We start from the raw sequence: 13,915 nt of genomic DNA on the forward strand, positions 1-13,915 counted from the left end.
TTTGAGGTCACCATGAACGAGCACGTGCAAGGCGCCGGCGGTCCGCTGTTCAATCCGCTGTCGCCGGACTTCATCCGCGATCCCTATCCGCATTATGACCGGCTTCGCGCGATCTTTCCGATCCATGTGACGCCGTTCGGCCAGTTCGTCGCCAGCCGCCATGCCGATGTCAGCCTCGTGATGCGCGACAAGCGCTTCGGCAAGGATTTCGTCGAGCGTTCCAGGCGCCGCTATAGCGAGAAGATCATGGAGGAGCCGGTCTTCCGCAGCATGAGTCACTGGATGCTGCAAGGCCGATCCGCCCGACCACACCCGCCTGCGCGGCCTCGTCGTGAAGGCCTTCACCGCCCGCCGCGTCGAGGACATGCGGCCGCGCATCCAGGAGATCGTCGACCAGACCATCGATGCCGTGATCGACCGCGGCCACATGGACCTGATCGAGGACTTCGCCTTCCGCCTGCCTGTCACCATCATCTGCGACATGCTCGGCATCCCCGAGGATCATCGCGAGACTTTCTATAGCAGCTCGCGCGACGGCGGACGGCTGCTCGACCCCGTGCCGCTCTCGCCGGAGGAGATCGCGAACGGCAACGCCGGCAACATGATGGCGCAGATGTATTTCCAGCAGCTGTTCGAGCTGCGCCGCCGCAACCCCGGCGACGATCTCATCACCCAGCTGGTGCAGGCCGAGGAAGATGGCAACAAGCTCACCAACGAGGAACTGACCGCCAACATCATCCTGTTGTTTGGCGCCGGCCACGAGACCACGGTCAATTTGATCGGCAACGGCCTGCTTGCGCTGCATCGCAATCCGGATCAGCTCGCGCTCCTGAAGGCACGGCCGGAACTGATGGTGGGCGCGATCGAGGAATTTTTGCGCTACGATTCCTCGGTGCAGATGACCGGGCGGGTCGCGCTGGAGGATATTGATGATCTCGGCGGCGCGAGGATCCCCAAGGGCGAGACCGTGCTCTGCCTGCTGGGCTCGGCCAACCGCGACCCGGCGGTCTATCCTGACCGCCCCGACCGGCTCGACGTCACCCGCCAGAATGTGAGGCCGCTGTCGTTCGGCGGCGGCATCCATTTCTGCCTGGGGGCCCAATTGGCGCGCATCGAGGCCGAGATCGCCATCGCCACGCTGCTGCGGCGGCTGCCGGATCTGCGCATTGACGACGTCGACAATCCGGAATGGCGGCCCACCTTCGTGCTGCGCGGCCTGAAGCTGCTGCCCGCGAGCTGGTGATAGCTGCCGGCGTTAACCTCCGCGCGCAACAGTCGCTGTGACTTCGCCACACTTCCCCCTATATAAGGGGCTGTTCCGGTACGTCTGAGGCCCTAAGGCTCAGGCAAGGCCCGCATCTGGTTTGGCCGAGGGGAGACCCGTGCAGACGACGCTGCTCGGATTGGCGATTGCCTTTATTCTAGCGCTGCTGGCCGCTCTGATCGGGCCTTACTTCGTCGACTGGAACCAGTTCAGGCCCCAGTTCGAGGCGGAGGCTGGCAGGATCATCGGCGTTCCGGTGCGGGTGGCGGGCGAACTCGACGCGCGGCTCTTGCCGGCGCCGACGCTGCGGCTGCGCGCGGTCACCTTTGGCGGCAACAACGATCTCGGCCGCCTGCGCGCCGACAAGCTCGACGTCGAGTTCAGCCTGAGCTCCCTGATGCGCGGTGAATGGCGCGCCACCGAACTTTCGGTCAACGGCATGGCGGTCGATCTCGGTCTCGACGCGCGCGGGCGGGTCGATTTGCCGTCGGTCGCGAGCGGCAGCTTCAATCTGGCCTCGCTGGCGATCGAGCGGCTGAACCTCACCGGCCGCATCGCCCTGCATGATGCCGCCAGCCGTTCGACGCTGGAGCTGAGCGACATCACCTTCTCCGGCGACGTGCGCTCGCTGGCCGGCTCGGTCCGCGGCGACGGCAGTTTCACCGCCACCGGGGTGCGCTATCCGTTCCGCGTCTCCTCCGGCCCAAGCGCCGACGGCAACGCCACCCGCCTCCACCTGAACATCGATCCCGGCGAGCGCGCCATCCTGGCCGATCTCGAAGGTGTGCTCGCCTTCGACAATCGCCTTCCGAAATTCGACGGTGCGCTGACGCTCGCCGTACCCGCGGCGAAGAAGCCGGGCGAAGCGGGGCGGATGCCCTGGAAGCTCACGACAAAACTCAAGGCCGATCCGGCCGGCGCCAAGTTCGAGCAGGTCGATGCCAGCTTCGGCCCCGAAGACACCGCGTTGAAGCTCGGCGGCGTCGGCGATATCAAGTTCGGCGCTTCGCCGCTGCTGCGTGCGGTGCTGTCGGCGCGCCAGGTCGATGCCGACAAGCTCACGGCCAAGGACGATAACGAGCCGCAGCGCATCCTTCCGGCGCTCCGCGCAGGGCTAGCCGCAATCCCGCAGGCGCCGATCCCGGCGCAGATCGAGTTCAACTCCGACCAGATCATGCTCGGCGGCCGTCCGCTCCAGAACATCACGGCCGAGCTTCAGACCGACGGAAGGTCCTGGACCTTCCAGCGGCTTGAGCTGCGCGCGCCGGGCCAGACGCAGCTCTCGCTCAACGGCGCGACGCCCGGTGCAGACAGTTTCAGCGGCCGCCTCAGCGTCGATTCCTCCGATCCCGATACGCTGGTGGCCTGGCTCCAGGGCCGCAGCGAGGTCAACCGCCGCAGCACGCGGCCGCTGCGTCTTGCCGGAGACGTGACCATCGCCGCCAACCATTTCGCCATCGACAGGCTGAAGGCCGAGATCGAGGGCGGCGCGGTCGAAGGCCGTATCGCCTTCGCCCAGACCGGCGCGAGCAAGGGCTCGCGGATTGACGCGGAGCTGAGGGCCGATCGCCTCGACCTCGATTCCGCCGCGAGTTTTGTGCGCGCGCTCGCGGGGCCGCAAGGAGAATGGCCGGAGGAAGCGAAGCTTTCGCTCGATATCGGCCGCGCAGTCTCGGCGGGCCAGGAGTTGCGGCCGTTTGCGGCGAAGCTCGGCTACGGTCCGGCGGCGCTGTCGCTGGAGCAGTTGCGGTTCGGCCAGGCCAGCGGCGTGACCACGGAAGCGAGCGGCAGCTTCGACCGCGCCAAGGCCACGGGCAAGTTCGCGCTGAAATCCTCCGCCAATTCGCTGCGCGAGCTCACTGCGCTGCTCGAGCCGTTTGCGCCTTCGGTGCGCGCGCGCTTCGACGCCATCCCGTCATTGCCCGGCGCGACGCGCCTGAAGCTCGACCTCAGCCTCGACAAGAACGCCGAGCATGCCGATCGCAACGACGCGCGCGTCGTACTCGACCTCGACGCGCCGCAGCTCAAGGCCACCGCGACGCTGGCCGCGCAGATGCCCGTAGCGGCCGTCAACGGCATCGATATCGACCGCTTCCGCAACAGCGACTTCACGCTGGACACGAATGTCTCGACACCGCAGGCCGGTGCATTGCTGGGCTTGCTCGGGCTCGATCGCGTAGTGGCTGCAGGCGAGGGCGCTTCCCGGTTCGAAGGCCGCTTGAGCGGCGCGTGGCGCCATCAGCTGCAATTGAACGCAAAGCTCAGCGGCGGCGGGCTGGACGCGGACGCACAAGGCAGCGTCGAATTGTCGGAGCCGAAAGGCAGCGTGAATTTGCGCGTGCGCAATGCCAATCTGGCGCCGCTGTTCGGGCTCAGCCCGGCCGATAAATCGGTGCAGACCGTCAACCTGTCCTCGCGCGTCGGCTTCTCCGGCAACCGGCTGACCTTCGACGACCTCGACAGCAGCGCGGTCGGCTCGCATCTGCGCGGTCATCTGGCGGTGACGCTCGATCAGGAGAAGAGCGTCGACGGCGAAGTCGGCCTGGACACGCTCGACCTCGTGCCCGCGCTCGCGATGGCCATCGGCGCGGCCGGCCACGATGGCGGCGATCCCTTGAGTGCGGGGCTCCTCGGTGGCTGGCGCGGCCGCATCGCTTTTCAGGCCTTGCGCGGCACATTGCCCGGCGGCATCGAGCTGCGCCCCTTTGGCGGTACGATCCGAAGCGACGGTCAGTCGCTCGCGCTCGATGCGCTCAAGGGCGGCGTCGGCGGCGGCGAGATATCGGCGAACCTGGATGCGCGCAATGGCGCCAATGGTCTGACGTTGAACGCGCGTATCGAGCTCGGCAATGTCGATGCGGCGGTGCTGCGCTATCGCGACCTCGCGCTGCCGAAGGGACGCGCCTCGGCGCAGATGGCGCTGACCAGCCAGGGCCGCAGTGTCGCGGCCTTGACCGGCGCGCTCGCCGGCAATGGCACGGTGACGCTCGAGTCCGCCGAGATCGCCGGCCTCAATCCCCGCGCCTTCGAGATTGCGATCCGGGCCAGCGATGGCGGGCAGGTTGCCGACGACAATCGATTGCGGCAGCTGGTCGAACCCGCGCTGTCGGCAGGTCCGATCGCAGTGGCCTCGGCGCAGTTCCCGTTCACGATCCGCGACGGACGCCTGCGCGTCGGTGCCACGTCGTTAGAGGCGAAGAACGCGCGTGCCATCGTCTCCGGCGGCTACGACATTCCCGCCGACCAGGCCGACATCCGCGCCAGCCTGACGCCGATCATGACCGGGCTGTCCGGCGCGCCGCCGGAGATTCAGCTGTTCGCTGCAGGTCCCCCGGACAGGCTCAGCCGCACCGTCGATCTCGGGCCGCTGTCCTCGTGGCTGGCGGTGCGCATGATCGACCGCGAAACGCGGCGGCTGGACGCGATCGAGCGTGGCGAGCCGCCGCCGGCAACCGCCGCGCTGCCGACGCTGGTCTCGCCAGACCCAGCGCCGGAGCCGTCGCTGCTGGATGTACCGATGCCCGGCCGCGATCCGCGCCGCGCGCCGCCGCCGAAGCCCAAGGTCGATATCAGGGTCACGCCGACGCCGAAGGCGCCGCAGGCAGCTCCCGCAGCGCCGAGCCCGCCGCTTGCAAGCCAGCAGATCGCACCGTTGCCTCCGCCGATCGACGTGAGGCCGGCCCCGGGCCCGCCGCCCGCAAAGCCCAGGCCAAAGCCGCCGCTGGTTCTGACGCCGTCGAATCCGTAACGAGCGGGCAGACCCGAGCGACGCGCGATGTTACGCGGGCCTAAATGAATTCCCTCGCATTTTAATGAATTTTGCTCGGCAAAACTGCTCTGCCGATTTTACCGGATTTGCGCGTTTGTTCCCTAGTCTGGCTCCCAGAGGAATTCGGCGTCGCGCCAGCACAGGCGGGACGGTTCGCCAAGAACTGGGGATATCGAGATGAACGGGGCGACAACACTTCTGCAGGATCTGGACGACGCGATCGCGCGCGGCTCCGACGAAAGCCGGGCGAAGGCGTTGTGGCATGCGACCGACATTCTGATCACCGGCCGCTACAGCGACGACGAGATCAGCACGTTCGGCGAGGTGATCGGCCGGCTCGCCGACGAGATCGAGGTCGCCGCGCGCGCGCAGCTCTCGGAGTTGATGTCGGCGTGCGATCACGCCCCGCTCAACGTCATCGAGAAGCTCGCCCTCGACGACGAGATCGCCGTCGCCGGTCCCGTGCTGCGCGACTCCACGCGCATCGACGAGAAGATGCTGGTCGAGAGCGCCATGACCAAAGGCCAGTCGCACCTGCTCGCGATCGCCCAGCGCAAATCGATCGGCGAGGCCGTCACCGACGTGCTGGTCAAGCGCGGCGACCAGGCGGTCGTGACGTCGGTTGCCAGGAACGAGGGCGCGCGCTTCTCCGGTTCGGGCCTGCTCCACATGGTCCGCCGCGCCGAGGGCGACTCGATTCTTGCCGAGCAGCTTGGCCTGCGCAAGGACGTGCCGCGCCACATTTTCCAGCAGCTCATCTCGAAGGCTTCGGAAGACGTCCGCCACCGGCTCGAGACCGAGCGGCCCGAGATGATGGCGCAGATCCAGAGCTCGGTGACAGGGGTCACCGGCGACCTGCAGTCGAAGTTCGGTCCGTCCTCGCGCAGCTATTTCGTCGCCAAGCGCGTGGTGACGACGCAGTACCGGCAGGGCAACCTCAATCAGGACTCGATCTCGAACTACGCGCGCCAGCACCGGCTCGACGAGGTGCAGATCGGCCTGTCACTGTTGTCGTCGCTGCCGGTCGACGTGATCGAGCGTGCGATGATGGACCGCAATCGCGAGATGATCCTGGTGCTGTGCAAGGCGCTCGACTTCTCCTGGGACACGACCATGTCGCTGCTGTTCCTCGGCGCCAAGGATCATCTGATCACGGCGCGTGAGCTTCACGACAACGAACGCGATTTCGGCAAGCTCAAGATCGAGACATCACGCAGCGTTTTGAAGTGCTATCAGTCGCGCAAGAACAGCGCCGGCACCGAAGCGGGCCGTCAGCCCGAGCTCCAGGTGCACTGAGCGAGAGGGAGTATCTGCAATGTTACCTCAATTCGGCACCGCCGTTCGCAAGAAGAACCTCAACGCCGATGCCGGCGGAGCATCGGACCAGGCCTCGGTCGACGCCGCCTGGCTCGTGCTGGAAGCCGCCAACGACCTCGGCGACCACGCCGCGATCGAAGCCTGCCGCCGCGTCATCGACGCCGAGCTGAACGGTACGGTCGCCGGCCGCGCGGATGTCGATCTCGTGCTGGGGTATTTCAGGTAAGACGCCGCAGGTGCCCCAATGGCACATCAATGCGCCGACGGCGGCGTTAGCCGTAGGCCGCGCGGACACGCACATCGCACGCAGCTGTGATCTGCGGAACCCGCCGATGCGGGTAACGACCGAAGCTCCCCTTCGTACAGCTTCAGCGAACGTATTTTGCAGAGCTGATGGATGTGCAATCCGGGGAGACTTGGTCGGATGAAGGAATTCAACGTCGCTGAAAATGGGGGCGGTTCCTATCGTCCTCTCGCCATTCTCCGTTGGGTCATGGTGATCATATTCGTATCGTTTGGAATGCAGAAGTTCACGCCGCAATCCGCACAGGGCATCGCTCAGTTCATCAGCAACAGCCCGTTCATCTCCTGGCTGTCGGTGTTCGGCTTGAGGGGAGAGGCATATTTCCTCGGTGTCGCCGAATTCGTGATCGCGGGGCTGCTCGCGGCAGGCAGCTTCAGCCCGGTCCTGTCCGCTCTCGGCTCGTTCATGGGCATGGTGACCTTCGCGATCACGTGGTCGTTCTTCTTCACGACGCCTGATGTCGTCAAATGGAGCCTTTCGTTCGATCCGATGGCGTGGAATCTGACCGGCGAGTTTCTGTTCAAGGACATCGTCCTGCTGTGCGTCTGCGCGGTGTTGTTTCTCGCCTCTCTGCCGCAATCGGTTGTCCGTCTGCGCACCGGCTGAGCGTCAGGCGGCCTCTCTTCGGTCGATCATGACGTCTTCGCCGTGACGGATCGCGCTTCGCCCGGCTCCGCCATTCTCAGAGCGCCGGGCCGCATGCCGTATCTGCGCATGATGGCTTTGCTCAGCGCGCCTTCGGATGCATAGCCGACCTCGCCCGCGATTTTCGCAATCGGATCAGAGGTGCCGGCCAACCGTTGGCGCGCGATCGTCAATCTCAAATCGGCGAGGAACGTCATTGGAGCAATGCCTGCGCGCTTCCGAAAGGCGCGCACCAAACTCGCGCGCGAGGAGATCGCGACAGCCGCCATCTCGTCGAGCGTCCAGTCCCGGGCGAGATCGTCGAGGATCGCCGACACGACACGAGCCGTTATGCGGTCCCGCAAGAGCGACACCGTACTATCCCCGGAAGCATCGTCGGCGAGATGGTCGCGGAGGATCATGACGAACAGTGCCCTCGCGAGGTCGGCCGCGACCACCTCCGAGCCAACCCTTCCTGCATCCAGCTCGTCACGAATGTCGATGAACAGGTGCCGAAACCTTTCCAGGAGCGGTTCGCCCGCCGTGCGGACAATGATTTCGTCGGGAAGAGCTGCGATCAGGGGGTTCCTGTCCGACGTTTCGAACAGGAACCGGCCACACAGGAGTTCGGTATCGGCGTCAGCGTCGATCGTCGCTCGCTGGCGGACGCCGTTTTTGACCTCGATCGATATCTGCCCGACAGCGCCTCCGATCTGGCTTCGGACCGCGTGACTGTCGCCATGCGGCAGGAGGAGGATGTCACCCGCTTCGAGCCGCTGCGAGCCCAGGCCAGGCCTCTCGACCGTGCAGGAGCCGCGCGTGACCATGTGGAATTGCGCCCATCCCTTGCCGTTCGGCGCGTGTAACGACTCCCAGCTGCCACCAAATCTGCAGGAATCCTCGAACACAGGGCGGATTCTGAATAGCGGCACCATCGCTTTCAACAAGTCCGCTGCGTCCGCCTCCGACATCCGTCACCCCTTGATCCGCCCGGACATGAATCCGAGCCGCCCGGCCATTCCACGGAGCGGCAAAGCGCATCTAACCTACGCGCGTCAAGTCATTCGCGGGAAATAACATGGCCTTGCTCGATCGGAATAATGATCGCCACCAGGTCCTCGCCGCGTCGGCAAGATCGGAATGCTGGCAATCATCGCGCGAATGAGCTGGTGCTCATGGCTTCTAACACAACCTAACGAGCAATCTTCGCGGCGTTTGCCAATATGACGACACGAGAGCGGCCGGGATTTCCAAAAAGCACGTCTACCAAGGGGAGATCGCATGACGAGCAGGACGCCAATCGAGTTGTTGCCGCGCGCCGCGAACGTTTCGCGTCGCGGCTTCGTGACAGGCCTGTCGGCCGGTATCGTGGGTGCGGTTGCGACCGAAGCCGCTGGCGCCGAAACGTTGGCCGATGTCCCCGATCGCGGGCCCGGCGCCGATCTGAGCGCTCACAGCGAACGGTCCCGGTTCGCCAAGCTCGATCGCATCCCCGAGTCCACGCCGGGCAAGCGCAACATCGACCCGGGCGATGCCATCAACTCCAAGACGCCACATCAGAAGCTGGTCGGAAACATCACGCCAACCGATTTGCATTACGAGCGCAGCCATTCCGGCGTGCCCGATATCGATCCTGCGCAGCACCGGCTTCTCATCCACGGCATGATTCGGAAGCCGCTGGTTTTCAGCGTCGACGATCTCAAGCGGATGCCGTCGGTCACGCGGATCGTTTTCATCGAATGCACCGGCAACGGATGGGAAAACTGGAAAAAGGCTGATCCCGATGTGACGGTGCAGAACACGCATGGCCTCGTCAGCACCAATGAATGGACCGGCGTGCCGCTCAAATTCCTGATTGATCTCGTAGCCAAGGACAAGAGCTCGAACTGGATGCTCGCGGAGGGCGGCGACGGCGCGGGCGTCGACCGCAGCATTCCGCTCACCGAAGAGATCGTGAACGAGGCTTTCGTCGCCTACGGGCAGAACGGGGAGCCGTTGCGGCCCGCGCATGGCTTTCCGATGCGGCTGGTGATGCCGGGCTTCGAGGGCAACCTCAATATCAAATGGCTGCGCCGGCTCAAGTTCGGCAACGAACCGTGGATGACGCGTTGGGAGACGGCGCGTTACACACAGCTGCTTGCGAACGGTAAGGCGAGGCAGTTTCAGCTGAGGATGGAGACCAACTCAGTCATCACGCACCCCTCGGGGATGATGCAGATCCAGCCGGGTTACAATCGCATATCGGGTCTTGCCTGGAGCGGCCATGGCAAGATCGCCAAGGTCGAAATCTCGACCGATGGGGCGAGGACGTGGATGCCCGCCCAATTGAGCCAGCCGGTGTTGTCCAAGGCCCAGGTCCGGTTCCAGATGGATTGGGCGTGGGACGGCAAACCGACCAAGATCGTGAGCCGTTCGACTGACGACCAGGGCAATGTTCAACCGGACCGGCAGTCCTTCATCGCCGCGATGGGGACTAACGCGCTGTTTCATTACAACGCCCAGCAGACCTGGAGCATCGACGAGGCCGGGAGGGTCCGCAATGTCCTCGCATAGCAAGCTGTTTCTCGCAGTCGCGCTCACCCTGGGCCTGCTCGCGACACCCGCGCTGGGGTTCGATTTCGGCCGTCCAGCGACGCCGGGGGAGATCAAGCTGTGGGACATCGATGTCGGACCTGACGGCAAAGGGCTTCCGGACGGCAGCGGCGCGGTGGCGCCAGGCAAGCAGATCTTCGCCGACAATTGCGCGGCCTGTCATGGCGACAATGGCCAGGGCGGCATCAAGGATCGTCTCGCTGGAGGACAGGGCACGCTCACCTCCAACATGCCGGTCAAGACGGTCGGCAGCTTCTGGCCCTATGCGACGACCTTGTTCGACTACATCCATCGCGCCATGCCGTATCCGACGCCCGGCTCGCTCAGCACGGACGAAACCTATGCCGTCACCGCTTACATCCTGAGCCTCAACGGCATCATTCCAGCGGACGGCAAGGTCGACAAGGAAAGCCTGCCGAAGATCAAGATGCCCAATCGCGACGGCTTCATTCCGGAACCGGAGTTCGACCCGGCGAAACTATTCCGCAAGAAGTAAGCGAGCGGTCATGAAGCTTTCGGCACTGATCAGGATCATCGCTCTGGTCGCAGCGTCATGTTTATCGGAGGCACAAGCAATGGCCGCAGACGGACTCATCACCATCAAGAGCAGTTTTGGACCGGAAGACACGATGAAGCGGCTCGAGACAGAGGTGAAAGCCAAAGGCCTCGCGGTGTTTGCCCATGTCGATCACGCCGCGGGCGCTGCCGCTGTCGGGCTGACATTGCGCCCGACCGATCTGCTGATCTTCGGCAACGCCAAGGGCGGCACGCCGTTGATGCAGCAGGCGCAGACCGCTGGCATCGACCTTCCGCTGAAGGCACTGGTCTGGCAGGACGAGCAAGGTGCGACCTGGCTGTCCTACAACGATCCGGCCTATCTCGCTGGGCGTCACGGCGCCGGCGAGCCGGCAAAGGCTGCGGTTGCCGCGATGACGGCGGCCCTGCATGCGATTGCGACCAAGGCCACTGTGCCGTAACATAATGCGGCCACGCTTGAGGAGAGCTCCATGAACAGCACCAATGAGCAACCGGCAACCGAGACGTCCAGCCCGCGAGAGGGCAAGCTCGCGAGATGGGTGGTCATTGCGGTGCTGTGCGCGTTGCTCGTCGCCGCGTGCGTTCTCGGCTATCTCGGCTGGACCAGCACCGATAACGGCGTGCCGGCGTCGGGCTATGTTGCGCTGGTGCTCGGCGTCGTGTTCTCGCTGGTCGTCGGCATCGGCCTGATGGCGCTGGTGTTTTACAGCAGCCGCAAAGGCTATGACGAACCCGCGGTGCTGATCCGCGAGCCGGAGAGCGATCCGGAGGATGGACACGGCGGCCCGCGCTAACGGGCCGAGCGCAGGACAAGGGATCGCGTGCCTGCAACATTGGAATAGCCGGCTGACAAACCGTACCAATCATCATTCGAATTGATCTCGATGACGTTGGCTTCGCCATTCAAGCAGGCCGGTGTCATGCCGACGGAGATCAGCGCTCCGCCGAGGTGACGGCAATCCCGGCCGCACCGGATTTCGTTTCCGGCTCGCCTGGTTGAGATGTCGGGGTCTTGCGGACAAGGCATTGTGCCTCTTGCCCGAGAGAGTTGCACAAAAACTCCCAAAGGATGTGAATTAGTTCACACACACGCCGACGCGCCGGATTTACGGTTTGTTCAAATTCCGCGTAGAGCGGCCCGTTCGAACTATCTCGCTCAAGAGGGAGTTCTGGCAATGGCTAGCATCGTGTTGGGAATTGTCATCTCCATATTGGTATCGACACAAGCCTCCGCCGATGAGTTCGGCGACACCGCGTCCGAACTCCTTCCTTCGTTGGTGCGCTGGTCCATCACCTTGTTGGGTTTGGTCGTGGCGGCCCGATTGGCTTGGCAAGCCTTTGGCCGCGCCGTGACCATTGCCGAAGTACCGACTTTCCCGAGATACATGACGACCCGACAGCAGTATCGATTGGGCGGTTTCATCTTTGTCATATTCTCATGCTGCTTTTTCCTTCTTCTCATCCATGAGAACCGGGACGTCATTGCCTTGGCGCCATTGGTCCCTGCGATTCCGGACGCCGTCATACAGGCTGCGAAAGGTCAGTCTGCGCCCTACCTGACCGTGATCGCCGCAATGGGGGCCGTGTATTTGTTCCTCCTTACAAAGGAGGCTCAGTGGAACGTCCTGCTGATGGTCCGCGACGTGATCCAGAGCTGGATCAGCGTGCCTCAACTCGCGAAGCAGATCATGGCGCAAATCCGCTTTTCGCTGCGCGTGCCAGAGAATGCGGTCTCGGAAGTCGTTGCGAACTCGCCGGAGATCGTGGATCAGGACTTCCGCAAGGATCCCAATACCCCGGATCGAATGTGGGCGGAAATTTGCTACATGAAATGGTGGCTGACGCAGGGGCACGACGCTGGCGATGACGCCACCTTCTTTACCGAGGACAGCTTTGGTTTCGACAAGCTCATGGCAGACTTTCAGCTGACGTCGCCGACAATGAGCCAGTGGAAGGCCGGCGTGCTAACGGGCCTCGCTGCGCCCCAGGCCACGCAATTGATCAAAGAGCTCTACAATCGATTTGCCCGCCTTGTTGCGTGCTACCTGATCTACCGCAACGGCTCTCGAATTGACCTGCGCAATGAGGCCAACAAATTCGGCATCGAAATTGATGCTCCTGTTCACGACAATCCCTTACGGTACTGGATTGTCTATATTATTGCACTGATCTGTTCCGTCTATCTGGGCGTGGCCATTTCGGCCGTCGTTTATGACGTGCTGCAAGGCAAGGGTATTGTTTTGGCGCAAGACCCTAATCGCTCGATGGCATGGGTCATGTATTCACTTTGCAATTATGGATTGGCGATCGTCGTCGTTCTTTTGCTTCGATTTGCGATTTCTTCGCTGGGAAGCCATTCAGATCCGTCGCACCTCACCACCTATTGCTGGAGTTTTCTGGTCGCGCTGGTCGTAGGGCCCGCCGGTCTGACGGTGGCCGTCCATTACTTTGGAGAGGGGAATCTGCGGGAAATGTCTGTTGTCAGTCTTTACTATGCGATGTTGCGGTGGGGGCTCGGGCCCGCGCTCGTGACCGTTTATATTTCGTACTATCTCGACAGGCAGAGCTGCTCCGATTTGCCGGACATCGATAATTCCCTACGAACGGTAGCGTGGCGACTGTTCAATTGCTTCGGCTTTGCGGCAACCAATGTGTTTTTGCTTCTTCCGCCCTTGCTGTCGCTGGTGGCACAGGAGGGTGCGATCTGGGAAACCAATAAGCTGCGCTTCATTGCGGCCGGTACGACGTTTTGTTTGGCATTCGGCCTCGCATTGGCGGCACAGTTTGCGCTTAAAAAGGAGCGGATCGGAACGGTGCTGGCTCATAAGCCAGCTTGATCCTGGACGGGTTCGGTCATAGCGGCGCGTTTCTCGCGTCTCTGCCTCAATCGGTTGTCCGACTGCGCACCGAGTGATCTCCAGGCCGGGTCTCACCGCCGGATGCGGTAGATCACGACGTCTTCGCCGTGCCGGATCGTGCTTCGCTCGAGGAGATAGTTGGACTTCTCCAGCACGCGGCGCGATGCGCCATTGCCGACATAGACCAGGCCGATGAGGGACGGCAGCTCGTGGTGTAACAGTCCAATATCCGTCAGCGCGATCGCGGTCTCGCTTGCAAGTCCACGGCCCCAGAATTCGCGCTTGAATGCGTAGGCAATCTCGGTCTCGTCGATATCATCCACCAGAATGTGCCGGATGCCCGCCCGTCCGGCGAATGCCCCGTCTTTGGTTCGCAGCACCCAGAGCCCAAAACCGTGCCGGTCCCAATGCGCCATGTTGGCGCCGAGATAGGTCCTGGTCGTCTCCGCCGGGCGCACACCGCCGAGATATCGGATACCTCGGCATCGAGATGCAATGCGACGAGGTCGGCCAGGTGATCTTCACGAAGCCTCTCGGCGGTCAGTCTCCCCGTGCTGAAATGTTCCATAGGAACAGATAGCCGCTTCCATGGTGGGGCGTCGAGCAACATTGATGTGGAATAACCTGGCTGGCAGTGCTTTCAATGTTGC

The 13,915-nt window shown here is 63.4% G+C and carries 10 protein-coding genes and 2 pseudogenes; 10 read left to right on the forward strand and 2 right to left on the reverse strand.

What is annotated here, in order from left to right; all coding sequences use genetic code 11:
• The first annotated feature begins 12 nt into the window (after positions 1-12).
• The 5 genes and pseudogenes from ABIB00_RS13310 (at position 13) to ABIB00_RS13330 (ending at position 7,260) form a co-directional block, all read left to right on the forward strand.
• A pseudogene (locus tag ABIB00_RS13310) lies at positions 13-1,243 on the forward strand (cytochrome P450).
• 139 nt (positions 1,244-1,382) lie between these two features.
• Entirely contained in the window at positions 1,383-5,012 is a 3,630-nt protein-coding gene (locus tag ABIB00_RS13315) for an AsmA family protein (protein ID WP_354104646.1), read from the forward strand.
• A 198-nt stretch (positions 5,013-5,210) separates the two neighbouring features.
• Positions 5,211-6,329 carry a DUF2336 domain-containing protein gene (locus ABIB00_RS13320; RefSeq protein WP_354104647.1) on the forward strand — a complete coding sequence of 373 codons (1,119 nt, stop codon included), beginning with the start codon at positions 5,211-5,213 and terminating at the stop codon, positions 6,327-6,329.
• 19 nt (positions 6,330-6,348) lie between these two features.
• On the forward strand, positions 6,349-6,576 hold the full coding sequence (locus tag ABIB00_RS13325) for a hypothetical protein (RefSeq protein ID WP_354104648.1): 228 nt from the start codon (positions 6,349-6,351) through the stop codon (positions 6,574-6,576).
• A 198-nt stretch (positions 6,577-6,774) separates the two neighbouring features.
• Positions 6,775-7,260, forward strand: a complete 486-nt coding sequence (locus tag ABIB00_RS13330) for a YkgB family protein (protein WP_247442399.1) — start codon at positions 6,775-6,777, stop codon at positions 7,258-7,260.
• 26 nt (positions 7,261-7,286) lie between these two features.
• Here the strand turns inward: ABIB00_RS13330 and ABIB00_RS13335 are convergent, their stop codons facing one another.
• On the reverse strand, positions 7,287-8,249 hold the full coding sequence (locus tag ABIB00_RS13335) for an AraC family transcriptional regulator (protein WP_354104649.1): 963 nt from the start codon (positions 8,247-8,249) through the stop codon (positions 7,287-7,289).
• 310 nt (positions 8,250-8,559) lie between these two features.
• On the opposite strand from ABIB00_RS13335, the gene soxC reads away from it, so the two are divergent.
• The 5 genes from soxC to ABIB00_RS13360 all read left to right on the forward strand — a co-directional run bounded on the left by soxC (position 8,560) and on the right by ABIB00_RS13360 (position 13,244).
• Positions 8,560-9,831 carry a sulfite dehydrogenase gene (gene soxC / locus ABIB00_RS13340; RefSeq protein ID WP_354104650.1) on the forward strand — a complete coding sequence of 424 codons (1,272 nt, stop codon included), beginning with the start codon at positions 8,560-8,562 and terminating at the stop codon, positions 9,829-9,831.
• Positions 9,818-10,366, forward strand: coding sequence for a c-type cytochrome (locus tag ABIB00_RS13345; protein ID WP_354104651.1), 549 nt, complete (start codon positions 9,818-9,820; stop codon positions 10,364-10,366). Before soxC ends, ABIB00_RS13345 begins: the two co-directional genes overlap by 14 nt.
• Positions 10,367-10,376: 10 nt before the next feature.
• Positions 10,377-10,847, forward strand: a complete 471-nt coding sequence (locus ABIB00_RS13350) for a DUF302 domain-containing protein (protein ID WP_354104652.1) — start codon at positions 10,377-10,379, stop codon at positions 10,845-10,847.
• A gap of 30 nt (positions 10,848-10,877) precedes the next feature.
• Positions 10,878-11,201 (forward strand): hypothetical protein, encoded by a 324-nt coding sequence (locus ABIB00_RS13355; RefSeq protein ID WP_247347597.1) that lies wholly within the window; start codon positions 10,878-10,880, stop codon positions 11,199-11,201.
• 381 nt (positions 11,202-11,582) lie between these two features.
• On the forward strand, positions 11,583-13,244 hold the full coding sequence (locus ABIB00_RS13360) for a hypothetical protein (protein WP_354104653.1): 1,662 nt from the start codon (positions 11,583-11,585) through the stop codon (positions 13,242-13,244).
• Between the two features lie 92 nt (positions 13,245-13,336).
• On the opposite strand, the pseudogene ABIB00_RS13365 reads toward ABIB00_RS13360, so the two are convergent.
• A pseudogene (locus tag ABIB00_RS13365) lies at positions 13,337-13,833 on the reverse strand (GNAT family N-acetyltransferase).
• Positions 13,834-13,915: the final 82 nt, after the last annotated feature.

Source organism: Bradyrhizobium sp. LB14.3, assembly GCF_040547985.1.
GTDB lineage: Bacteria > Pseudomonadota > Alphaproteobacteria > Rhizobiales > Xanthobacteraceae > Bradyrhizobium.

Bases quoted from the DNA above. Each gene is read 5' to 3' on its own strand.
- ABIB00_RS13320 (WP_354104647.1), top strand. From the start codon at position 5,211: ATGAACGGGGCGACAACACTTCTGCAGGATCTGGACGACGCGATCGCG.
- ABIB00_RS13325 (WP_354104648.1), top strand. From the start codon at position 6,349: ATGTTACCTCAATTCGGCACCGCCGTTCGCAAGAAGAACCTCAACGCC.
- ABIB00_RS13330 (WP_247442399.1), top strand. From the start codon at position 6,775: ATGAAGGAATTCAACGTCGCTGAAAATGGGGGCGGTTCCTATCGTCCT.
- ABIB00_RS13335 (WP_354104649.1), bottom strand. From the start codon at position 8,249: ATGTCGGAGGCGGACGCAGCGGACTTGTTGAAAGCGATGGTGCCGCTA.
- soxC (WP_354104650.1), top strand. From the start codon at position 8,560: ATGACGAGCAGGACGCCAATCGAGTTGTTGCCGCGCGCCGCGAACGTT.
- ABIB00_RS13345 (WP_354104651.1), top strand. From the start codon at position 9,818: ATGTCCTCGCATAGCAAGCTGTTTCTCGCAGTCGCGCTCACCCTGGGC.
- ABIB00_RS13350 (WP_354104652.1), top strand. From the start codon at position 10,377: ATGAAGCTTTCGGCACTGATCAGGATCATCGCTCTGGTCGCAGCGTCA.
- ABIB00_RS13355 (WP_247347597.1), top strand. From the start codon at position 10,878: ATGAACAGCACCAATGAGCAACCGGCAACCGAGACGTCCAGCCCGCGA.
- ABIB00_RS13360 (WP_354104653.1), top strand. From the start codon at position 11,583: ATGGCTAGCATCGTGTTGGGAATTGTCATCTCCATATTGGTATCGACA.